We start from the raw sequence: 20,533 nt of genomic DNA, 5'->3' as shown, positions 1-20,533 counted from the left end.
CCCCGTCACCCCGCGCGTGCCGACCTCGGCGGCCGCGGGGCGGGCCGGTCGACGGTCCCCGGGCGGGCCGGTCGACGGTCCCCGGGCGGGCCACCGGAGGGCCTCGCGGCCGGATTCGCGACGGCTTCGGCGGGTACACGCGGCTGCGCGACGACCCGAACGCCGCTCGAAGACGAACAAGCGCCGGCCGGCCCACGCACTCGGCCACCGAGCGGCGCGTGCCGCCCGAGGAGGTGCCCCGATGACCGTCCCGATGCCCCCCGATCCGGACACCCGGCCGATACCCGGCCCCGACCCGACGCCGGGGCCGCGCGAGCCCGATCCGGCGCCGCCGCCGATCCCGCCCTTCCCGCCCGTCCCGCCGCCGGAGCCGATTCCGGACCCCGATCCGGCACCGCTTCCGCAGCCGCACCCCGGGCAGGCCTGACGGCGCCGTCCGGTCTGCCCGGCGCCGGCAAGCGGCCCGGCCGGGCGGCGCGGCGCGGCGGCCGTCAGAACCCCGGTGCCAGCAGGCCGTCCAGTTCGGCTTCGAAGAGCAGCGCGGGGCGGAAGCCCATGCCGGTGAAGTGCCCGGCGAGCTCCAGTGACAGCACGCCGTGCAGGCGGGTCCAGAAGGCCAGGAAGCGGTGCAGCACCTCGGGCGGGGCCGGCCGCTCGCCGGCCCAGTCCCGGTGGCCCAGCAGGTGGGTGGTGAACGCCGTCTCCTGGACGTCCGGGGCCCGCGGCCCGGCCGGAGTGAGCGCAGCGCAGGCGTCGACCAGCGTCCGCATCACCTCGTCGGCGATGGCGGTGGTGTCCTCGGGCGCGTGGTAGCCGGGCACGGGGGTGCCGTAGACCAGGAAGTACCGCTGGGGGTCGGCCAGGGCCCAGCCGCGCAGGGCGTGGGCGAGCCCGGCCAGGTCGGCGCCCTCGGCGGCGGCCGCGCCGAGGGTGTCGGCGAGGCTGCGGTACGCGTCCCGGACGAGCTCGGTGATCAGCTCGTCGCGGCCGGCGAAGTAGCGGTAGAGCGCGGGGCCGCTCATGCCCATCCGCTTGGCGATCGCGTTGACGGACAGTGCCGAGGCGCCGGCCGTGGCGATCTGCTCCCAGGCGTGCGCCTTGATCTCCTCGCGCACCTGGGCCCGGTAGCGCTCGCGCGGGGTGTCCGCGCCCGTTGTCGCCATCGCCCTCGCCCACTCCCCGCTTCGCCCGACTAGATACTCACGCTTCCGTTAGAAGGTATCACTGCACCGGTTGACCGCTCGCCCCTCGCGGAGTTACAACTTCTAACGAAGGCGTGAGCCTCTAGCTCGCGCCGACCACGCCGACCACGCCGCCCCGGCGGCCGACCGTGAATGGGGAGTCCCATGTCCGCCACCCGCAGCACCGGCATCCGCACCGCCCTCCTGACCGTCCCGCTCGCCCTCGGCCTGCTCGGCGCCGCGGTGGCGCCGGCCGGGGCCGCCACCGGCCACCGCGCCGGCTCCTCGCTCACCTGCCACGGGGCGGGCGTCGACCCCTCCGCCCGGGTCCGTTACCGGACCGAGACCCTGATCCACGCACCGCTGCGGACGGTCTGGCGGCTCCAGACCGACGTGGCGCGCTGGCCCGACTGGCAGGCCACGGTGCGCAGCGCCGAGCGCCTCGACGGCGGCCCGCTGCGCGCGCGTTCGGCGTTCCGGTGGACCACCCCGCTGCCGCCGAACCCCGCGTCGACCGACCCCACCCTGGAGATCACCTCCGCCGTCCGGCAGGTGCGGCCGGGCTCCTGCCTCCGCTGGACCGGCCCGGCGGTCGCGGCCGGGCTGCGGATCGACGGCGTGCACGTGTGGAACTTCACCGAGGTGCCCGGCGGCGTCCTGGTGCGCACCGAGGAGACCCACACCGGCCCCCAGGTCGACGCGAACGTCCCCGCCGCCACCGGGATCCTCCGCCAGGGCCTCGAGGGCTGGCTGCACGACCTGAAGGCCGCCGCCGAGTCCGGCGCGTAGAGGAACTGCCGGACCGGACCGGCGGGCCCAGCGTATGGAAGCCCGCTCAGCGGGCGAGCAGTCCCTGCCGGCCCGCGTAGGCCGCGAGGCCGTCCGCCGTCGCGCCGGCCCAGCCGACGTACCCGTCCGGTCGGACCAGGAACACGCCGGTGCCGTACACCTCGTAGGCCGGGATGCGGACCACCGGGGCGGTGAGGGCGGGCAGCGGGGCGTCCGTGCCGACGGTGAGCAGCGTCCAGTGCGGCCCGCGGAAGGCGTCGAACAGCCGGGTTCCGCCCCGGCGGCCGTCCGGCGCGCGGTCGCCGGCCCGCAGCGCGTCCGCCGGGAGATCCGGTCGGGTCTCCACGGAGAGCGCGGACTCCCGGTAGCCGACGCCGAGTTGCTGGGTCGCCCGGCCGCGGCGCTGCTCGCCGCGGTGCACCCGGGTGGACAGCGCCAGCATCTGCGCCGCGTTGGCGCGGCGTTCCTCCTCGTAGCTGTCCAGCAGTTCCCCGCCCGCTCGGCCGGCCAGCACCGCGGCCAGCTTCCAGCCCAGGTTGTAGGCGTCCTGGACGCTGGTGTTCAGTCCCTGCCCGCCGGCCGGCGAGTGGACGTGCGCGGCGTCGCCCGCGAGGAACACCCGGCCCGCGCGGAAGCGGTCGGCGAGCGCCGCGCGCGGGCGGAACTCGGAGATCCAGCGCAGTTCGGTGACCTGCTCGGCGGTCAGGTGGGAGCGGGCCGCGACCAGCTCGCGCAGCCCGTCGAGGGTGTGGTCGACGACCGTCCCCTCGGGGAACCCGGCGACCAGCTGGAAGTCCTCGGTGCCGCCGAGCGGGCAGATCGCCAGCACCCCCTCCTCGGCCGGGAACACGTGCCAGTGGTCGCGGCCCAGCCCGTCGACCCGGACGTCCGCGACCAGCATCGGGGCGGGGTCGACGGTCTCGCCGGTCATCCCGATGCCGAGCAGCCGCCGCACCGTCGAGCGCCCGCCGTCCGCCGCGACGAGGTACCGCGCCCGGACCGGGCCGCCGGTGGCGAACTCGGCGGTCACGCCCTCCTCGTCCTGCGCCAGGCCGACCAGTTCGCGCCCGAACGCGACCTCGCCGCCCAGCTCGCGCAGCCGCCCGTACAGCACCTGCTGGGTGCGCCACTGGGGCAGCATCAGCGTCTCGGTGTACGGCTCGGCCTCGGAGGGCTCGGTCGGGTCGTACATCGACTGCTCGCCCTGCGGTTCGCCGTCCCGCCAGAACAGGTTGGGCGGGTAGGGGCCGGCCAGCGCGCGGACCCGGTCGAGCACGCCGAGGTCGTCGAGCACCTCCAGCGTGCGCGGCTGCAGGCCCTTGCCGCGCGAGCCGGGGAAGAGTTCCGTGCCGCGCTCGACCAGGAGGGCGGTGACGCCGTGCCGGGCGAGGTCCGCCGCCAGGGCGAGTCCGGTGGGGCCGGCGCCGATGACCAGGACGTCCGTGTGCATGCCGCGAGAAGTCACGGCAACCTCCTTAACGTTGTTAAGTAGCCGTTGTCGACAGCCTGCACTTAACGGCGTTAAACTGTCAACCGTGACCTCGCAGAGAACGCAGAGAACCCCCAAGCTCGACCGCGGCCAGGTCGTCGACGCCGCCCTGGACCTCTTGAACGAGGCCGGTCTGGACGGCCTGACGCTGCGCGCCATCGCCGCCCGGCTCGACGTCAAGGCGCCCGCGCTGTACTGGCACTTCAAGGACAAGCAGGCGCTGCTGGACGAGATGGCGACGGAGATGATGCGCCGGATGACCAGCCAGGTGGGGGAAGGCCGGCGGGGCGACTGGCGGGAGGCCTACCTGAGGACCATGCGCACCCTGCGCGCCGAGCTGCTGCGCTACCGCGACGGCGCGAAGGTCTACAGCGGCGCCCGGTTCACCGACACGAGTTACGCGGCGGGCCTGGACGCCTCGCTGCACGTGCTGGTCGAGGCCGGCTTCACCCCGGCCTCCGCCGCCCGGGCCTGGCAGACCGCCTACAGCTACACCATCGGCTACGTCATCGAGGAGCAGGCGATGGGCCCCAACCCCTTCGACGGCGAGGAGGGCTACGACGTGGACGCCCGCGCCGAGCGCCTGGCCGCCCACCCGCTGGCCGCCGAGTCGGGCCGGGTGATGTTCCAGGACTTCGACGAGGGCTTCGAACAGGGCCTGGCGGCGGTGCTCGCCGGGGTCGAGGCCACCCTGCTCGGCTGAGAACGGAACCGCCGGGCCCGTACGGGGGCCCGGCGGCGTCCGCACGCGCAGGAGCGGTCAGGCGGTCATGAACTCGCCCACCCGCAGCGCCCGCCGCACGATCCGGACGTCCCCGATGTACCCGTGGAAGACCTTGTCCAGCACCCCCGCGTACGCGTAGCCGCCCAGCATCCACGGCCGTCCCAGCGTGGCCAGCCCGACCGCGGGCGTCGCCGGGTTGCGCGCCACCTCGCAGCCCTCGACGTACATCCGGCTGAGCTTCCCGTCGTTGACCACCGCGACGTGCCACCACCGGTCCAGCGGCAGCTGGTGGCCCCAACAAGTGGACGCCCCGGTCTGGTTGAGCGGGTAGACGCACCACTGGAGGGCCGGTGCCTCGGAGAGGCTGAGCGTCACGACCGGCTCGTCGGCGTCCGTGCCCGGCCCGCTCCTGCCCGCCTCACTGCTCATCCCCCACCGGCTGAGCAGGGCGGACCAGCGGCTCTGCGCGGAGTCCCAGTCGGCGGGCAGCTTGAAGAAGGCCTCGACGGTGAACCCGCGCTCGAAGGTCTCCCGGTTCAGCGGCGCGGTGGGCACGGTCTGGAGGTAACTGCCGCGCACCGGCGAGCGGGTGCCCCTGAACAGCAGGCTGCCGTGGCCCGGCTGGTCCGGGTGGTGCTCGGCGGACCAGCCGAGCGCGCCGTCGGGCGTGCCCGGGGCGCTCTGCCACAGCAGGTCGTTGCCCTGCCCGGTCAGGTCCTTGACGACCTGCTGCGGGGCGACGGCCGTACCGTCCCCGCCGCCGTCGAACCGCCAGTAGGCCGCCGTGTCCCGTACCAGCAGTTCGCTCGCCCGGCGCGCCGGGCGCGGCGGGACGGGGGCGAAGCCGGCGAAGCGGCGCTCGAAGTCGATCGCCAGCGAGAAGCGGTCCACGTCCGAGGTCAGCTCGGCGTGCTGGGCGGCCAGCGTGTTGCGCTCCTCGGCCGCGATCTGCTGGATCCACGGCGAGAAGGTCGACACGTCGACGGTGTCGCGGTCGAGGTCGAAGCGGTACGCCCGGATCATCGCCGCGCCGCCGTAGTAGCGGTCCTGGTAGTTGGTGATGTGCACGTGCACGTCGTGGCCGGCCCGGTTCTTCAGCACGGTGCGCCCGGGCGGCCAGTAGTGCCCGTTGACGGTGAGGAAGATCTGGTCGTTGCCGTCGATCAGCCGCTCCCAGAGCCGCTTCCCGTTGTCGGACAGCTCGGCGCGGCCGCTGTCGTCGGCGTACGCCAGGTCGTGGGTGGTCAGGATCACCGGGACCTTCGGGTTGGCCGCGATCATCGAGTTCGCCCAGGCGAACCCCGCGTCGGAGAGCCGCCAGTCCAACGAGAGCACCATCCAGTCGCGGCCGGCCGCCCGGAACACGTGGCAGGTGTTGTAGCCGTCCGGGCTGGAGCCGCGGTACCCGGCGGTGCGGGCAGCCCTGGCCTTGCCGAAGGTCTCCAGGTACGGGGTGCTGCCGCGCTGGTCGTCGGTCGAGGAGCGGACGTCGTGGTTGCCGGCGAGCACCCCGTAGGCCGCGCCCGCGTCGTCCAGCAGGCCGAACACCTTGGTGACGGCGGCGTACTCGACGGCCAGCCCGTTCTCGGTGACGTCGCCGAGGTGGGACAGGAAGACGATGTTGTCGTCCGTCCCGTCCTCCCGGTTGACCCCGCCGTCCAGCACGTAGCGGACCGAGGCCTCCAGCGGCGCCGGGTGGATCCGGTCCTGGTCGAACAGGTACTGGGTGTCGGGCAGGACCACGACGGTGAACTGCCGGGCGTCCGGGTCGGGCTGCCAGCGCCCGTTCCCCTTGCCCTTCCTGGGCTTCTTGGCCGCCGTACCGGCCCCGCCCGTCGGCTCGGACCCGGCCGCCGTACCGGGCCCGGCCGCCCGCGCGGGCGCCGCACCGAGCAGACCGAGCCCGGCGGTGCCGACCCCGGCCCCCACCAGACCGGCCCCGCGCAGGAACCGGCGCCGGCCGGCCGCGGCCGGCCCCTCCCCGTCGAGGTCGGCGGTCCGCGGGCAGCCGCACTCGTGCTCGGTCGCCTGGATGTCGTGCATGTTTCGCTCCCGGAAGTGGTGTGGGCCCTGACGGTAGGTACCGGAATCGGTCGTGGATCATCGGCCGGGCCACGCCCCGTTGAACAGCGGCCGAATCCGACGGACGGCGCCGGGGCGGCGGCCCCGCCGACCGGGGCGCCCGGAGTGCGTGCCCGCACGGACCGGCCGTAGAACGGAAGGAGCCCGCCGGCGAGTGCCGCCGGGACGGAGGAGGTGGCTGCGATGGGACTGCCCCTGGCGGCCGGGCACGTGCTGGTACGGCTCGGCGAGGGCCTGCAGGACGCGGCCGAGGCGGTGCTCGACGCGCTGGAGGCCGCCTTTCCGACCCACACCGGGCGCGGCCGGACCCTGATGGGCAACGTCTGGGAGGATCCCGCCACCGTGACCTCGGAGGGCGTCCGGGTGGTCGCCGCGCCCCGGATCCACCGCACCCCCTCCGCCCCAGCGCCGAGCCCGTCGGCGAGGCTCTCCCAGTCCTTCGACGCCCACCGGGCGGGCTCGCCGGGGCCGCCGGTCACGCTGTCCGGCGGGCTGGCCGCGGACCTGCTCGGCGGCCCCGAGGACGTCGAGCGGGTGCTGCTCGTACTCGCCACCCTCTGCCGGACGCGCGAGGAGGGCCGCGAGCGGCAGGGGCCCCAGCTGGCGGTCCGGCTGCGGCTCGACCCGCGCGACCGACGCGGCTGAACGCCCATCGACGTGTGCCGGCGCGACCGAGCGCCCACCGGCGTGTGCCGGCGCCGGACCCGGGTAGTCGCGCCGACGGAAGACAAACCGGCTGACTCCGTTCGGGGGCCGTCATGGCCGTACAGCGCAGACCGGACATGCAGCACGGGAGCGGGGCGCGCCGCCCGAGCGGCGAGCGCCACGACTTCCCGCACACCCCACAGGGCCCCGGCCGGACGACGCCGCAGCTCCGGCCCCAGAAGACGGTGCGCCGGGGCACCGAGCCGGTGACCGCCCGTTCCGACCTGGAGCTGCGGCGGCTGCTGTCCCGGATCTTCCTGGTCCTGTTCGCCGCCGGGGCGGTGGCCTTCGCCGTACTGGCCGCACTGGCCGCCCCTGGCCCCGTGCCCAACCAGGGGACCTACGCCTTCTTCGCCGCCCTGTGCGGCGGGTTCGCCGGCCTCGCCGGGCTCGACCTGGTGGTGATCAGGCGCCGCCTGGCCGCCGGGCAGGGCCGCGACCGGGGCGATGCCCCGGGCACGAGGTCAGGGCTCGGCAGCGCGGCGCGGCCGGATGCCGACCGGCGGAGCTGAGCGGGTGCGGCGGTTCCCGGGCCGGGGATTTTCCCGGGCCCGGGGTTTCCTGAGCGCAGGGTTCCTGAGCGCAGGGTTTCCGAACCGCGGAGCACCGCCCGGCCGCCCGTGCGCTCGGTCCCTTGGGTTCCCGGGCGAATCCGGTGGTCGCACGTCCCAACCGCTTCCGGCCCAGAATCATCCCACCGGGTCTGGCCCGGTGGCCGTTCGGCAGACCCCGGGTTTGCATGGACTCACCGAGCCCCCAGCGATCCGGAGGTAGCGCCGTGTACGAGATGTGGGCCGAACACGACCCGGCGGTGACCCCGCCCGCCGTGGTGTGGCACGTGATAGCGAAGGACGACGCGTCGTCCTCACTCTGCGGACGATTCCTGGAACCCTCCCAGCGCGTCGTCCCGGCAGCCGACGACACCGGTTCGACCGCCGGGCCGGACCGGTACTGCGACCCCTGCCTGGTCACCGTGCGCGAGGCCCTGGCCGCCAGCGCGCGCTGACCGTCCCTCGCGACGCCCGCCTCGTCGCCTGCTCTCCTTCACCGCATGCTCAGGGCAGCGGCACCGCCATCAGGCACGGGTGCCGGCTGCCGGTTCCGGAGTCAGCCAGGACGGTGGCCACCTCGCCGGTGATCTCCACGCGAAGGCCGCCGTCCGCGCTCTCCCAGACCAGGCCCCCGTCGGGCCCCACGGTCTGCGTCTCGTGCACGACGACCACGCTCGGGGGTGCGTGCCCGCCGATCGGGCCGGGGAGCGTCACCGCGTAACGGCGCGTGAGGCTTCTCATCTCGGCCTCCTTCTCTCCCACCCTGCGTCATCGATTCTCCCCACGTCCAACCGCTTGTACACGGAGGACCTTGGTCCGCCCGGGAGACCGGTGCCAACCGGCGCGTCTACCCCCGCCCGGCGCGCTCACACACCGGAATGCCGGGAATCCCGGTGACCGGACGAGCGGATCGGGTCGACGCCACAGACCGGATCGGGTCGACGCCGCAGAGCGAACCGTCGCGGCATGGGTCATCGTGACTGAGAGGACACGGCCGAGCCCGAGGAGACCGCCCGTGGGAGACAACGGCGCCGGACCCGACCGGCGGTCCGCGCCGCTGGGCAGCCGCCGTCCCCGGGTGTCCGCGGGCCGGAGCCGACCGGGAGCGGCGGGCCCCGGCCCTTCCGGAGACCGGGTCCCGTCCGGGGACCGCGTCCCCTCCGGGCTGCGGACGACGGCCGGGTACACCTGGCGGCTGGCGCTGCTCGGACTCGCCGTCTACCTGGTCGTCCACGTCCTCGCCCGCCTCCAGCTACCGGTCATCGCCGTGTTCGTGGCACTGGTCATCACCTCCGTGCTGCGCCCGCCGGTCGACCTGCTGGCCCGGGTGACGCCGCGCTCACTGGCCGTCCTGCTCTCCTTCCTCTGCACCCTCGCGCTCGTCGGCGGGGTGCTGGCGCTGGTCGGCACGACGGTCGCCGACGAATGGACCCGGCTGGGCAACGAACTGCGCGGCGGCCTCTCCCGGATCGACCACTGGCTCACCGGCGCCCCCTTCCACCTGCGGCCCGGCACCGTCACCGATCTGCGCTCCAAGATCGGCGACTTCATCTCCGCCCACCGCTCCGCCCTGCTCAGCACCGCGCTCAGCGGCGCCGGCCGGGTCGTCGAGCTGGTCACCGGGCTGGCGCTCGCGGTGTTCTGCTCGGTGTTCTTCGTGCACTCCGGCGACCGGATGTGGTCCTGGGCGCAGCAGCAGCTGCCGGCCCGCAGCCGGGCGACGTGGGACGGCGCCGGTCGCGCCGCCTGGCGCACCTTCGCGGGCTACACCCGGGGGGTGCTGATCGTGGCGGCCTCCAACGCCGTGCTGGTGGGCATCGCGCTGGCGATCCTGGGCGTTCCGCTGGTCCTGCCGCTGATGGTGCTGGAGTTCGCGGCGACCCTCGTCCCGCTGATCGGTTCCCCGATCGCCCTGGCGATCGCCGCCGTGGTCGCGCTCGCCGCCCGCGGCCCGGTGATCGCGCTGCTGGTGCTCGCGCTGATCGTGGTCATCGGCCAGATCGAGGGCCACCTGCTGCATCCGCTGGTGCTCAGCTGGTCCGTCCGCATCCACCCGGTGGTCATCGCCGTCTCGGTGGCCGGCGGCGCCGTGCTGGCCGGGGTCCTGGGCGCGGTGGTGGCGGTGCCGGTGGTGTCGGTCGGCTGGGCGGTGCTCACCGAGCTGCGCTCCCGGGGCGGACCCGGCCGCTCACGGGCGCAGCCCCCTGCGGCGGGCGACCTGTCGGGCCACCGCGAGGACGAAGGTCGGCGCCCAGACCAGGGCGAAGCCGACCAGCACGGCGGGTGAGTGCGCGTCGGCGCTGACCAGCAGCAGGCCGGCCGACAGCGCCAGCAGCACCGCCAGCACGGCGGACGGCACCCGCGCGGCGACGCCCAGGGCCCGGACCAGCAGCGGGCCGGGCCGGCGCCGCATGGTGCGCATCGCGCGGTCGAGCCGTTCGTCCGCCCGCAGGTCGTCCTCGATCTCCAGCAGGAGCCTCAGCTCCTCGCGGGAGAGCCCGGGCCCGTCCATGGCCGTCACCTCCGGTCCCCCGGCACGTAGGGCCTGTCTCTTGGATTTTGTCGCGGCCCCGGCAAGGATCCAAGAGACAGGCCCTATAGGCGGCTGCCCGGCTCGGGCGCTCCGTAACAGCGGCCGGGCGACCTCGGGCCGGAATGGCCCGCGGCCCGGGTGACCTGGCAGGATTCCCGCTGACCGGTGCCGAAGGAGCCACTCACCGCTCCTGCGGCACGCCCCGCGACCGAAAGGCCACCCCGTGTCCACTCCCAGCACCGTCGCCGTCGAACGGGCCGACGACCGGAACCGGTACGAGATCTCCATCGACGGCGAACTCGCCGGCTTCACCGAGTACCGGGACCACGAGGAGCAGCGCGTCTTCTACCACACGGAGATCGACGAGGCCTTCGCCGGCCGGGGCCTCGCCTCGCACCTGGTCCAGGAGGCACTGACGGACGTGCGCGCGGCCGGGAAGCGGATCGTGCCGATCTGCCCGTACGTCGCCAAGTTCCTGCTGAAGCACGAGGAGTTCACCGACATCACCGACCCCGTCACCCCGGAGGTCAAGGGCTGGCTGCGCACCCAGCTGTACTGATCCGGCCGCACCGACTCCCCCGGCCCGCGGCTGGTCCGGGCGGCCCACCGAGGTGGGGCCGTTGGGCCCTGGCCGCGTGGTCGGGTGGCCCGGGATCCTGGTCGCCGGTATGCGCCGGTTGGGAGTGGAAGGGCCTGGGATGGGCGAGTTGGTCACGGTGAGGGCGTTCGAGGGGCTGACCGGCGAGGTCCTGGCCGAGGCGCGGGCCCGGGTGGCCGCGGCGGCGGCGGCTCCGGGGGTGGGGACGCTGGTCGAGGCCCTGCGGGTCCGGTTCGCGGCCGTGGCCGGGGGCGTGCTGGCACAGGTGAACGCCGAGGTCGACGGCCGGCGGATCCGCGTCCAGGAGGCCGCCTCCGGGCTGGGCGACTCGCTGGACCGGGTGAGCGAGGCGCTGCGCGGCAGGATTCGGGCCGTCACCGGGGCCTGGGCGCCGCGCCCCTGGTCGGGCCTCCGTACGGCGGCGTCCACCGGCTCGGGCGGCGTGGGCGTCCCCGGGCTCCGGGTGGTCCGGCGCAAGGAGCCCTCGCTGGTCTGGTGCTCGCCGGAGGCCGCCGCCCGGACCATGGACGCGATGGACTACGACATCCACCTGTTCACCGATCCGGCGACCGAGACCGACGCCGTGGTCTACCGGGTCGGGCCGACCGGCTACCGCCTCGCCCGTACCGTCCCCGCCGGGCCGGCGGGCCGCCGCACCTCGCCGATCACCCTCAGCCCGTACGGCGCGCCCCGGCTGACGGAGGCGCAGGCCGTCGACCGGCTGGCGGGCGCGGAGCTGCCGTTCCTGTTCTTCGCGCACCCGGACAGCGGCCGGGGCCGGGTGCTCTACCGCCGCTTCGACGGCCGGCTCGGCCTGATCGCCGGGCGCTCCTGACGGTCGCCGGAACCGCGCCGCGCCCCCGCCGAGCGACTGCTCGACGGGGGCGCGGCACATCTGCCCGGGACGGCCGCGTCACATGTTGATCATGTGCCCGGCGAGGCCGTGGATGGCCTCCTTGACCGCCTCGCCCAGGGTCGGGTGGGCGTGCACGTTGCGGGCGACCTCGTGGACGGTCAGGTCCCACTGCTGGGCCAGCGTCAGCTCCGGCAGCAGCTCGGTGACCTCGGGGCCGATCAGGTGGGCGCCGAGCAGCTCGCCGTGCTCGTTGTCGCTGATGACCTTGACGAAGCCGATCGGGTGGCCGAGGCCGTGTGCCTTGCCGTTGGCGGTGAACGGGAACTTGGCGACCTTGACGTCGTGACCCAGCTCGCGCGCCTGGGCCTCGGTGTAGCCGAAGGAGGCGATCTGCGGCTGGCAGTAGGTGGCGCGCGGGATCATGACGAAGTCGACCTCCATCGTCTCCACCCCGCCGATGGTCTCGGCGGCGATCACGCCCATCGTCTCGGCGGCGTGCGCGAGCATCAGCTTGGCGGTCACGTCGCCGATCGCGAAGATGTGCTCGACGCTGGTGCGGCCGCGGCCGTCCACCGCGATGGCGTTGCGGTCGGTGAGCTTGACCCCGGTGTTCTCCAGGCCGTAGCCGTTGACCCGCGGCGCGAAGCCGATCGCCTGGAGCACCTTGTCGGCCTCCAGTACCCGCTGCTGCCCGTCCTTGGTGACGGTGACGCGGACCTTGGCGTTCGGGTCGCTGTCGTCGATCGACTCGACCCGGGTGGAGGTCAGCACCTCGATGCCCAGCTTGCGGTACTGCTTGGCGAGTTCGGTGGAGACCTCGACGTCCTCCAGCGGCACCACGCGGTCCAGGAACTCGACGATGGTGACCTTCACGCCGTAGTTGTGCAGCACGTAGGCGAACTCGACACCGATCGCGCCGGCGCCCGCGATGATGATGCTCTCCGGCAGCTGCTCGGTGAGGATCTGCTCCTCGTAGGTGACCACGCGGTCGCTCAGGCTGGTGCCGGGAAGCAGGCGGGTGGTGGCTCCGGCGGCGATGATGCAGTGGCCGAAGGTGACGACCTCGAAGCCGCCGCCGCTCAGCGCGACCTGGAGGGTGTGGTCGTCGACGAAGGTGCCCCAGCCGTCGTACTCGGTGATGCCGTTCTTCTTCATCAGGTAGTGGACGCCCTTGACCCGGCCGTCGGCCACCAAGCGGCTGCGCCGGAAGGCCTCGCCGAAGTCGAAGGTCACCTGGCCCTCGACCTTGATGCCGAAGGTCTTGGCCTCCTTGGTGAAGATGTGGGCGAGCTCGGCGTTGCGCAGCAGGGCCTTGGAGGGGATGCAGCCGACGTTGAGGCAGACGCCGCCCCAGTACTTGGCCTCGATGACCGCGACCTTCAGGCCCAGCTGGGCCGAGCGGACGGCGGCGGTGTAGCCGCCGGGGCCCGCGCCGAGGACGACGACGTCGTAGTGCGTGCTCATGTTGCTGACTCCTCCGAGGATGTCACCGTGTCGTGATCTCGGTCCCATGGTGTCAGGACCGGGCTCCGCGCACCCACCGGGTCTCGGTGGATGCGCTCCGCGCGGCACCGTACCGGCCCACGGCCGGATTGTCAGTGGCCTCCACTACGGTGGCCGCACCCGCAGCCACCGGAGGCGTTGGCGGAGGGAGGTCCCGGATGGAGCAGCATCGGACGGAGCAGTCGGGTACGGCGGTCGGGTGGGCCCGCCGGCCGGCGGCGGGCCCACCCGGGGGTCAGGCCGTCACCCCGTGGGTGCTCCCGCCGCTCGTGCCGCTCATACCCGTCGCGCCCGCGCCGGGCGCCGCCTTCACGGCCTGGCGCTGGGCCGGGACGGGCCGGTGGAGCGAGGAGAGGTCCCAGGCGTAGGTGCCGACGGCGTTCGCGATCACGTCGATGTTGACGTCGAAGACACCCATGTCGATGTTGCCCAGGTCGTCGCAGGCCTGGTGGTAGCAGGCGTCGTACGCGGCGCCGGCCGTACCCCCGTAACGGGCGGCCTGCTCCGGGGACTTGACCTTCTCGGCGCCGGTGTCGGTGCCGCCGGCCGGGATGCCCGCGTCGATGAACGGACCGTAGTCGGAGCGGCCGTCGAAGAGGGTCGGGTCGTGCGGCAGGCCCCGGCCGTCCAGGTAGCCGTTGATGTCCCGCTCCAGTTGCGCCGAGCCCTCGGGGCCCGCGTCGCCGCCGGCGCTGCCCGAGCCGTTGTAGACGAACTGCGCGTAGTTGGGGGAGGCGATCATGTCGAAGTTGAGGTAGAGGCCGATCTTCTTCTTCTCCGCGTCGGAGAGGGACTTCACGTACGCCTCGGCGCCCTTGAGGCCGAACTCCTCGGCCGACCACCAGGCGAACCTGACCTTGTTCTTCACCGGGTGGACGGCGAGGTTCTTCGCGACCTCCAGGATGCCGGCGGTGCCGGAGCCGTTGTCGTTGATGCCCGGCCCCTCGGGGACGGAGTCGAGGTGCGCGCCGACCATCACGGTGTTGTCGGGGTCGCCGCCGCGGGTCTCCGCGATGACGTTCCAGGTCCTGCGCTGCTCCATGAAGGTGCGGATGTCCAGTGTCACCCGGACGGGCCCGGTGGCGGCCTCGGCGGCCAGGGCCTCGCCCGCCGCCTTGGTGATCCCGCCGGTCGGGATCCTCCCCGCCGTCGGCTCACTGAGCGTCCCGTTGAGGGTGCCCTCGGTGTTGTTGTAGACGATCGCCCCGGCCGCGCCCACGGCGGCCGCGGCGGCCTGCTTCTCGGCGAAGGTGCATCCGCCGCGCCGGATCAGGGCGATCTTGCCGGTGAAGGCGCCCGCCGGGTAGTCGGCCGGTGTGCAGCCGGTGGTGGCACTGACCGGAGCGACCACCAGGTCCGCGGTCAGGCCCGCCTCCGGGCCGCTCACCGAGTACGTCATGGCGATCACCGGCACCGACTCGGCCTTCGGGGAGAGCACGTCGAGGTGCTCGGAGCGGGCCTCGAAGAAGGTGTACACGAACTCCTGCTTGGACACCTTGAGCCCGGCCCGCCGCGCCTGCTCGTAGACGTACTGCGCCGACTGGTCGTGCCCCTTCGAACCGGCCACCCGGGTACCGCCGTTGCGGTCCGCGATCAGCTGGAGGGCGGCCAGCGTGGCCCGCGCGTCCCGGGCGCTGCTCGCCTCGACCAGCCGGGAGGCCAGCTTGGCGCCCTTGCGCGCCGGGTCCGGGTCGGCCGAGGCGCTGCCGGCGCCGGCCAGCAGCAGCGGGGCGACCAGGGCGGCGACGGTCAGGGCGGCGCCCGCGCCACGCCGGGTGACGGCGGTTCGCGGGCGTCCTGGGGAGGTGTCGTGGTCGTACGGGGTGTCGTGGTCGTACGGGGTGGAACGGTCGAGCGGGGAGGTGGAGCGACGGGTGCGCAGCATCAAGGCAACTCCTTCCGACGGGCCGTGAGGGTCATGATTTGACATGACCGGAATCCCGTTGCCAAGCCTTTACGCAGACCTTGCGAGATGCGGACCGCGACGCGCCCGGTGATATTGGAGAGGTGGGGGGTGTCTCATCCAGGAGTGTGACCAGATGTCCATGATGGATAAGCTCAAGAACCTGCTGAAGGGCCACGAGGAGCAGGCCGACAAGGCCGTCGACAAGGCGGGCGACGCCGTCGACCAGCGCACCGAGGGCAAGTACAGCGGTCAGGTGGACGCCACCCAGGAGCAGCTCAAGAACCAGTTCCGCGACCAGCCGCCCCAGTAGGAGCGACTCCGCGGGGCGCCGCGCCCGGCGCCGTCCGACCGGCTCGCCACCCCGGCCCGGCCGCCCGGTCGGGCCGGGGTTCAGCGTTCGTCGCGCCGGGGTTCGGCAGCCGGGGGTTCGTACCTGGGGCTACGCGTCCGGGGCCTCGTACCTGGGGGTCACGCGTCCGGGGGTTCCGTCTCCAGCGGCTCCGCCGCTCCGGGCGGTTCGCCCCCGCTCTCGCCGTCGGCACCGCAGCTCTCGCAGGGCCCCGGCCCGGGCCGCTCGCGCAGCCGTCCGCACTCCGGGCACACCCGGTCCAGCCAGCAGGCCGACTCGCCGCCTTCGTCCATACGACCGATTCTGCCGGGCGGACTCTCGCAGGCGCGAGTAGACACTGTCTACGGATGCCTGGTAGACAGTGTCTTCATGACCGAACAGGAACGGGACCTGCGGGCCCGACTGGTGGCCGCCGGCGTCGAGCTGGTGGCCGAGGGCGGCGTACAGGCGCTCGGCCTGCGCGAGATCGCCCGCCGCGCCGGGGTCTCGCACGGCGCGCCCCGCCGCTACTTCCCGACCCACCGCGAACTGCTCGCCGCCATCGCCCGACAGGGCTTCGGCAGGCTCACCGACACCCTCGCGGGCGCCGACGCCCTCGCCGCCGGCACCGGCGCCGACGCGCGTGCCCGCCTCGACGCGCTCGCCCGCGCCTACCTCGGCTTCGCCGCCGCCAACCCCGGCATGTTCGAGCTGATGTTCCGTCACGACCTGCTGGAGGGCAGCGGGGTCGAACTGCGCCGCACCACCCTGCCGCTGTTCCAGACCTTCGTCGGGCTGGTCTCCGAGGTGCACCCGCGGTCCGACGATCCGGCCGCCGCCACCGCCGCCCTCTGGTCCAACCTGCACGGCCTCGCCCAGCTGCGCACCTGGGGCAGCCTGCGGCTGATCACCGGCGACGAGTCCGTCGAGCCGCTGCTGCGCGCCGTGCTGGATGCCCACCTCGGCCCGGGCGCCGCTGCCGGCCAGGGCGCCTCGCTCGGCCCGGATGCCCGGCGCGGTCAGGATGCCCCGCTCGGCCCGGATACCCGGCTCGGTCCGGGTGTCCGGTGAGGCCGCCGTTGCGCCGTGGGCTCGTCCTCGCCGCGAGCACCACCGGCGCGGTCCTGGTCGCCGTCGACGGCACCGCCCTGACCGTCGCCCAGCCCGCCCTCCGGCACGACCTGCACGCCTCGGTCACGGCCGTCCAGTGGGCGAGCACCTGCTATCTGGTCACCGTGGCGGCCCTGCTGGTCTTCGCCGGCCGGCTGGGCGACCGATACGGACACCGGCGGCTCTTCGCGCTCGGTGTGGCGGGCTTCGCCGCCGGCTCGCTCGGGATCGCCCTGGCACCCGACATCGGCTGGGTCGTCGCGCTGCGCGTGGTCCAGGGCGTGGCGGGCGCGCTGCTGCAACCGGCCACCCTGGGCATGCTGCGGGCGGCCTGGCCCGCCGACCGGCTGGCCGGGCCGATCGCGGTCCGCACCGCCGCCATCGGGCTCGCGGCGGCGGCCGGACCGCTGGTCGGCGGGGCGCTGACCGCGCACTTCGGCTGGCGGTCGGTCTTCCTGCTGGGCCTGCCGCCCGCCGCGGCCGCGCTCCTGGCGGCCCTCCTGGTACCGGCCGGGACGGGTGCGCCGGGGACCGGTCCGGCGGGGGCCGATCCGACGGAAGCCGGGCGTCGCGGCGGCGGACTCGACCTGCCCGGGGCGGCCCTGCTCGCGCTCGCGCTGGCCTGCCTGGTGCAGAGCCTGGTGGCGCTGCCGGACTCCGGCTGGTCGGCCGGCCCGCTGCTCGGCCTCGCCGCGACCGGAGTCCTCACCCTGGCCCTGGTCCGGCACGAACGCCGCACCGCCGACCCCCTGCTGCCGCCGGCTCTGCTCCGCTCACCGGCGGTCGCTCCGCCGCTCGCCGTCCTGCTCGCGGCCTCGGCGGCGCTCCAGGGCGCGCTCTTCCCGGCCACCTACTACCTCCAGGACGTGCTCGGGCTGGACCCCTGGCAGAGCGCCCTGCGGGCGGTGCCGCTCGCGGCGATGATGATCCTCGCGGCCCCCGGCTCCGTCTGGCTGGCGAAGCGTCACGGCGAACGGGCGGTGGTGCTGTCCGGGATGACCCTGCTCACCGCAGGGGCGCTGCTCACCGCGGGCCTCGGGCCCGGCTCCGGCACGGCCGCGATCGGCGGCTGCTTCGCGCTGTTCGGCACCGGCTTCGGCACGGTGATGGCCACCGCCACCGCGGTGGTGGTCCGCGGTGCGTCCGCCGCCCGGGCCGGGGTCGCGGGAGGTCTGCAGCAGACCGTGCTGAACATCGGCCCGGCGCTGGGCATCGCCCTGGCCACCACCGCCGCCGGCCGTACCGACCCCGGCGCGGCGCTCGCGCCGACCGCGCTGACCATGGCGGTGGTGGCCGGCGCGGGGACGCTGCTCGCCACGCGGCTGCCCGGCCGGGCCGCGGGCCCGGTACCCGGCCGGGCCTCTTCGGTGGCGCCGTCCGTGAGCGGCGCCCGTGCCGTCAGACGCCGGTGACGCCGTCGATGCGCTCCCGGAGCAGGTCGGCGTGGCCGTTGTGGCGGGCGTACTCCTCGATCAGGTGCACCAGGATCCAGCGCAGCGAGACGCTGTCCGCGCCGAGCACCGCCGCGGCCTGCGGGGAGAGCGCGCCGGCCGCGTCCAGTGACTCGTCCGCGGTCAGCTCCCGGCCCCGGTCGATCTCCGCCTTCCAGTCCGCCAGCGCCTCGGCCATTCCGCGCGCAGGGTCCAGCCCGTAGCCGCCGGCGTTCTCCGGACCGTACACCGGCGGGACCTCCCGGCCGTCGAACACCCGCTGGTACCAGTTGCGTTCGACCTCGGCGAGGTGCTGCACCAGGCCCAGCAGGGTCATCGTGGACGGCGGGACGGACGCCAGCCGTACCTGCCGGTCGTCGAGCCCGTCGACCTTCCGGGCGAGGGTGGCCCGCTGGAAGTCCAACCAGCTCTCCAGCATGGCGCGTTCAGCGGCGTGCGGGGGCGGGATCGGCCGCCCGTCCGGGGTGAGTGCCATGGCCCCCACTCTGGCACACGCCCCCGCGCGTCTCCCACGCCGACCGGGACCGTGTCAGTACGGCGAGCAGCGCGAGTTGCACGGCCGCGCCCACCGCCGGGCCGAGCCACACCCCCGACACTCCCAGCGGCCCGGACAGGGCCGCCGAGGCGGCGAGTTGGGCCCCGAGGCCGAGCAGTACGGAGACCGCCAGCGGTCGGCCTGCGCCCGCCGCCTGGTGCACCCCGCCGAGGGCCACCACCAGGGCGTACGGCAGCAGGTAGAGCGCCGCCATCCGCAGGAAGCCGATGGACTGCGCGGCCACCGCCCGATCCTCGGCGAAGAGCGCGGTCAGCGGTCCGGCCAGCGTCACGGAGAGCACGGCCGACACCGCGCCGAGCAGTGCGGCGAGGCGGCCGGTGGCCCGGCTCAGGGTGCGCAGCGCGGCGCCCTCCCCCGCGCCGGCCAGGCGGGCGGCCTCGATCGCGGCGGCCTGGCGCAGCGCGTAGAAGACCATGGTGACGACGAGCAGGACGCGGTAGCCGAGGCCGTACCCGGCCACCGCGGCGACGCCGAAGCCTGCGACCAGGCCGAGTTGGGCGGCTCCGACAGCCATCCGGGCGGTGAAGTCCAGGCCGAACGGTGCGCCCGCGCGCAGGATCCGTACCGCTGCCGCGCCCACTCCCCCGGCCGCTCCGTCGGCGGTCCGCGGCTGCGGCCCCGTACGCCGCTCCGCCGGTTGCCCCGCCGATCGTCGTGGCCTCCGGCGCAGGTGCAGGGTGCCGGCGAGGGCGATCGCCCGGGAGAGGGCCAGAGCCAGGGCCGCGCCCGGCACGCCGAGGGCGGGCAGCGGCCCCGGGCCCAGGATGAGCAGCGGGTCGAGGAGGAGCAGCAGGGCGTTGGAGAGCAGGGCGATCCGCATCGGGGTGCGGGTGTCGCCGGTGCCCTTGAACAGCTCGTCGGCGACGCGTTGGCCGAAGAAGAGCGCGAACGCCGGGAACGCGACGGTGAAGTACCCGGCGGCGTGCGCGGCGGCCTCGCCGTCCAGGAAGGCGCCCGCCAGCCGGTCGCGCAGCAGGAAGCCGGGGACGGCGAGCGCCACGCTGCCCGCCGCGCAGAGCCACCCCGCCGCGCGGGCGGTACGGGCGGCCTCGGCCCGGTCGCCGGCTCCGAGGGCGTGGGAGAGCCGGACGCTGGTGCCGGAGCCGACCACCAGCACCAGTCCGAGCAGCAGGTTCTCCACGGTGCCGGCCAGGGTGACGGCGGCGACCGCGGCCCCGCCGAGACCGGCCACCCAGAACGTGCCGATCACCGAGGCGACCACCCCGGACAACAGCTCCGCGTAGACGGGTACCGCCAGTGCCGTGAGCCGGCGCGACTGTCCGCGCATGGCCCTCCCCCTTCCGCTGTGGCGCTCCTGCTCGGGATCGGTCGGCGTCGACTCGGCCTCGGCTCAGCGTCGACCTGCCACCGAAGCCTCGAATAGAGATACATCGTTTCGAGGCACATCGACAAGAGGTAGCATTGCTGCTCCACAGGGCGCACTCCGACCGAAGGGCTCCAGCCGTGTTGACGCTCGCGATCCTCGGCTTCCTGTACGACCAGCCGCTGCACGGCTACGAGCTCAAGTCCCGGATCACCGGACTGACCGGCCACGTCCGGCCGGTCAGCGACGGCGCGCTCTACCCCGCCATCGCCCGACTGGAGAAGGCCGGGCTGCTGCTCCGGCGCACCGAACCGGGCAGCGGCGCCGTTCCGCGGCAGACGCTGGAGCTGACGACGGAGGGCCGGGCCGAACTGCTGCGCCGGCTGGCCGATCCGGAGCAGGTCGAGATCACCGACCAGATCCGCTTCTTCACCGTCACCGCCTTCCTGCACCACCTCACCGATCCGCCCCGACAGGCCGCCGTCCTCCGCCGCCGACTGGGCTTCCTGGACGCACCGAGCAGCTTCTTCCACGACGGGGCGGGCCGGCCGTTGACCGCCGAACGCGAGCCGAACCCTTTCCGGCGCGGGATGCTGCTCGTCGCCCGGGCTTCCACGGCCGCCGAGCGCGCCTGGCTGACCGAGACCATCGCGGAACTGGAACGGCCGGGCGGCGCGGCACCCTCGGAAACCCCCGGTGCACCGGCGGAGCCGAAGCCCTCGGAACGCTAGGCCGACAGGCGGACCGAAGGCGGAAACGAAGGCGCACGTCCCTGCCGAACAGCAGAGCGAAGAAGCGGATTTGGGCCGTTCCACACCTGGCTCTCCCCGGCCCCGGCATCGCTATG

The 20,533-nt window shown here is 74.4% G+C and carries 22 protein-coding genes; 12 read left to right on the top strand and 10 right to left on the bottom strand.

Features of this window, described 5'->3' with window-relative positions; translation table 11 throughout:
- Positions 1-491: 491 nt before the first annotated feature.
- Positions 492-1,163, bottom strand: a complete 672-nt coding sequence (locus ACGF13_RS28930) for a TetR/AcrR family transcriptional regulator (RefSeq protein WP_392880550.1) — start codon at positions 1,161-1,163, stop codon at positions 492-494.
- Positions 1,164-1,346: 183 nt separating this feature from the next.
- On the opposite strand from ACGF13_RS28930, the gene ACGF13_RS28925 reads away from it, so the two are divergent.
- Complete coding sequence (locus tag ACGF13_RS28925; RefSeq protein ID WP_392880549.1) at positions 1,347-1,970, top strand: SRPBCC family protein; 624 nt, start codon at positions 1,347-1,349, stop codon at positions 1,968-1,970.
- Between the two features lie 46 nt (positions 1,971-2,016).
- Here the strand turns inward: ACGF13_RS28925 and ACGF13_RS28920 are convergent, their stop codons facing one another.
- Entirely contained in the window at positions 2,017-3,420 is a 1,404-nt protein-coding gene (locus ACGF13_RS28920) for an FAD-dependent monooxygenase (protein WP_392880802.1), read from the bottom strand.
- An 85-nt stretch (positions 3,421-3,505) separates the two neighbouring features.
- On the opposite strand from ACGF13_RS28920, the gene ACGF13_RS28915 reads away from it, so the two are divergent.
- Positions 3,506-4,162: a TetR/AcrR family transcriptional regulator C-terminal domain-containing protein gene (locus ACGF13_RS28915; protein WP_392880547.1), complete on the top strand. Its 657-nt coding sequence runs from the start codon at positions 3,506-3,508 to the stop codon at positions 4,160-4,162.
- A 57-nt stretch (positions 4,163-4,219) separates the two neighbouring features.
- Here ACGF13_RS28915 and ACGF13_RS28910 read toward each other — a convergent pair whose 3' ends face one another.
- Positions 4,220-6,226 carry a LamG-like jellyroll fold domain-containing protein gene (locus ACGF13_RS28910; RefSeq protein ID WP_392880544.1) on the bottom strand — a complete coding sequence of 669 codons (2,007 nt, stop codon included), beginning with the start codon at positions 6,224-6,226 and terminating at the stop codon, positions 4,220-4,222.
- Between the two features lie 222 nt (positions 6,227-6,448).
- Between ACGF13_RS28910 and ACGF13_RS28905 the strand changes: the two genes are divergently transcribed.
- The 3 genes from ACGF13_RS28905 (at position 6,449) to ACGF13_RS28895 (ending at position 7,976) form a co-directional block, all read left to right on the top strand.
- Complete coding sequence (locus ACGF13_RS28905; RefSeq protein ID WP_392880542.1) at positions 6,449-6,910, top strand: hypothetical protein; 462 nt, start codon at positions 6,449-6,451, stop codon at positions 6,908-6,910.
- Positions 6,911-7,023: 113 nt separating this feature from the next.
- Positions 7,024-7,482, top strand: coding sequence for a DUF6343 family protein (locus ACGF13_RS28900; RefSeq protein ID WP_392880539.1), 459 nt, complete (start codon positions 7,024-7,026; stop codon positions 7,480-7,482).
- Between the two features lie 266 nt (positions 7,483-7,748).
- Positions 7,749-7,976, top strand: coding sequence for a hypothetical protein (locus ACGF13_RS28895; protein WP_392880536.1), 228 nt, complete (start codon positions 7,749-7,751; stop codon positions 7,974-7,976).
- A gap of 49 nt (positions 7,977-8,025) precedes the next feature.
- On the opposite strand, the gene ACGF13_RS28890 is transcribed toward ACGF13_RS28895, so the two are convergent.
- Complete coding sequence (locus tag ACGF13_RS28890; protein WP_392880533.1) at positions 8,026-8,262, bottom strand: DUF6296 family protein; 237 nt, start codon at positions 8,260-8,262, stop codon at positions 8,026-8,028.
- Between the two features lie 274 nt (positions 8,263-8,536).
- Between ACGF13_RS28890 and ACGF13_RS28885 the strand changes: the two genes are divergently transcribed.
- Entirely contained in the window at positions 8,537-9,808 is a 1,272-nt protein-coding gene (locus ACGF13_RS28885; RefSeq protein ID WP_392880530.1) for an AI-2E family transporter, read from the top strand.
- Here ACGF13_RS28885 and ACGF13_RS28880 read toward each other — a convergent pair.
- A complete protein-coding gene (locus tag ACGF13_RS28880) occupies positions 9,710-10,033 on the bottom strand; it encodes a hypothetical protein (protein WP_392880528.1) in 324 nt (107 codons plus the stop codon). The two genes, ACGF13_RS28885 and ACGF13_RS28880, sit on opposite strands and share 99 nt — an antisense overlap.
- Positions 10,034-10,277: 244 nt before the next feature.
- Here ACGF13_RS28880 and ACGF13_RS28875 point away from each other — a divergent pair, with 244 nt between their 5' ends.
- Positions 10,278-10,613 carry a GNAT family N-acetyltransferase gene (locus ACGF13_RS28875; protein ID WP_392880525.1) on the top strand — a complete coding sequence of 112 codons (336 nt, stop codon included), beginning with the start codon at positions 10,278-10,280 and terminating at the stop codon, positions 10,611-10,613.
- A gap of 139 nt (positions 10,614-10,752) precedes the next feature.
- Positions 10,753-11,487: a sigma 54 modulation/S30EA ribosomal C-terminal domain-containing protein gene (locus tag ACGF13_RS28870; RefSeq protein WP_392880523.1), complete on the top strand. Its 735-nt coding sequence runs from the start codon at positions 10,753-10,755 to the stop codon at positions 11,485-11,487.
- Positions 11,488-11,565: 78 nt separating this feature from the next.
- On the opposite strand, the gene lpdA is transcribed toward ACGF13_RS28870, so the two are convergent.
- Together lpdA and ACGF13_RS28860 are read right to left on the bottom strand one after the other, a co-directional pair.
- Positions 11,566-12,972, bottom strand: coding sequence for a dihydrolipoyl dehydrogenase (gene lpdA, locus ACGF13_RS28865; RefSeq protein WP_392880521.1), 1,407 nt, complete (start codon positions 12,970-12,972; stop codon positions 11,566-11,568).
- A gap of 274 nt (positions 12,973-13,246) precedes the next feature.
- Positions 13,247-14,896 (bottom strand): M28 family peptidase, encoded by a 1,650-nt coding sequence (locus tag ACGF13_RS28860; RefSeq protein WP_392880519.1) that lies wholly within the window; start codon positions 14,894-14,896, stop codon positions 13,247-13,249.
- Positions 14,897-15,050: 154 nt separating this feature from the next.
- Here ACGF13_RS28860 and ACGF13_RS28855 point away from each other — a divergent pair, with 154 nt between their 5' ends.
- Positions 15,051-15,227, top strand: a complete 177-nt coding sequence (locus ACGF13_RS28855) for an antitoxin (RefSeq protein WP_392880517.1) — start codon at positions 15,051-15,053, stop codon at positions 15,225-15,227.
- A 158-nt stretch (positions 15,228-15,385) separates the two neighbouring features.
- Here the strand turns inward: ACGF13_RS28855 and ACGF13_RS28850 are convergent, their stop codons facing one another.
- The gene (locus ACGF13_RS28850; protein WP_392880515.1) at positions 15,386-15,559 is read right to left on the bottom strand and encodes a hypothetical protein; all 174 of its coding nucleotides are present in this window, start codon (positions 15,557-15,559) and stop codon (positions 15,386-15,388) included.
- Between the two features lie 76 nt (positions 15,560-15,635).
- On the opposite strand from ACGF13_RS28850, the gene ACGF13_RS28845 reads away from it, so the two are divergent.
- Positions 15,636-16,316, top strand: a complete 681-nt coding sequence (locus tag ACGF13_RS28845) for a TetR/AcrR family transcriptional regulator (protein ID WP_392880513.1) — start codon at positions 15,636-15,638, stop codon at positions 16,314-16,316.
- 8 nt (positions 16,317-16,324) lie between these two features.
- Positions 16,325-17,767 carry an MFS transporter gene (locus ACGF13_RS28840; protein ID WP_392880511.1) on the top strand — a complete coding sequence of 481 codons (1,443 nt, stop codon included), beginning with the start codon at positions 16,325-16,327 and terminating at the stop codon, positions 17,765-17,767.
- On the opposite strand, the gene ACGF13_RS28835 is transcribed toward ACGF13_RS28840, so the two are convergent.
- Positions 17,754-18,281 (bottom strand): DinB family protein, encoded by a 528-nt coding sequence (locus tag ACGF13_RS28835; RefSeq protein ID WP_392880508.1) that lies wholly within the window; start codon positions 18,279-18,281, stop codon positions 17,754-17,756. The two genes, ACGF13_RS28840 and ACGF13_RS28835, sit on opposite strands and share 14 nt — an antisense overlap.
- Positions 18,232-19,650 (bottom strand): MATE family efflux transporter, encoded by a 1,419-nt coding sequence (locus ACGF13_RS28830; RefSeq protein ID WP_392880506.1) that lies wholly within the window; start codon positions 19,648-19,650, stop codon positions 18,232-18,234. The genes ACGF13_RS28835 and ACGF13_RS28830 overlap by 50 nt, the downstream gene beginning before the upstream one ends.
- Before the next feature lie 176 nt (positions 19,651-19,826).
- Between ACGF13_RS28830 and ACGF13_RS28825 the strand changes: the two genes are divergently transcribed.
- Positions 19,827-20,417 carry a PadR family transcriptional regulator gene (locus ACGF13_RS28825; RefSeq protein WP_392880504.1) on the top strand — a complete coding sequence of 197 codons (591 nt, stop codon included), beginning with the start codon at positions 19,827-19,829 and terminating at the stop codon, positions 20,415-20,417.
- Positions 20,418-20,533 lie beyond the last annotated feature (116 nt).

This window comes from Kitasatospora sp. NPDC048286 (genome assembly GCF_043201735.1).
Classification (GTDB): Bacteria; Actinomycetota; Actinomycetes; order Streptomycetales; family Streptomycetaceae; genus Kitasatospora.
This window is presented reverse-complemented; position numbering and strand designations above follow the sequence as displayed.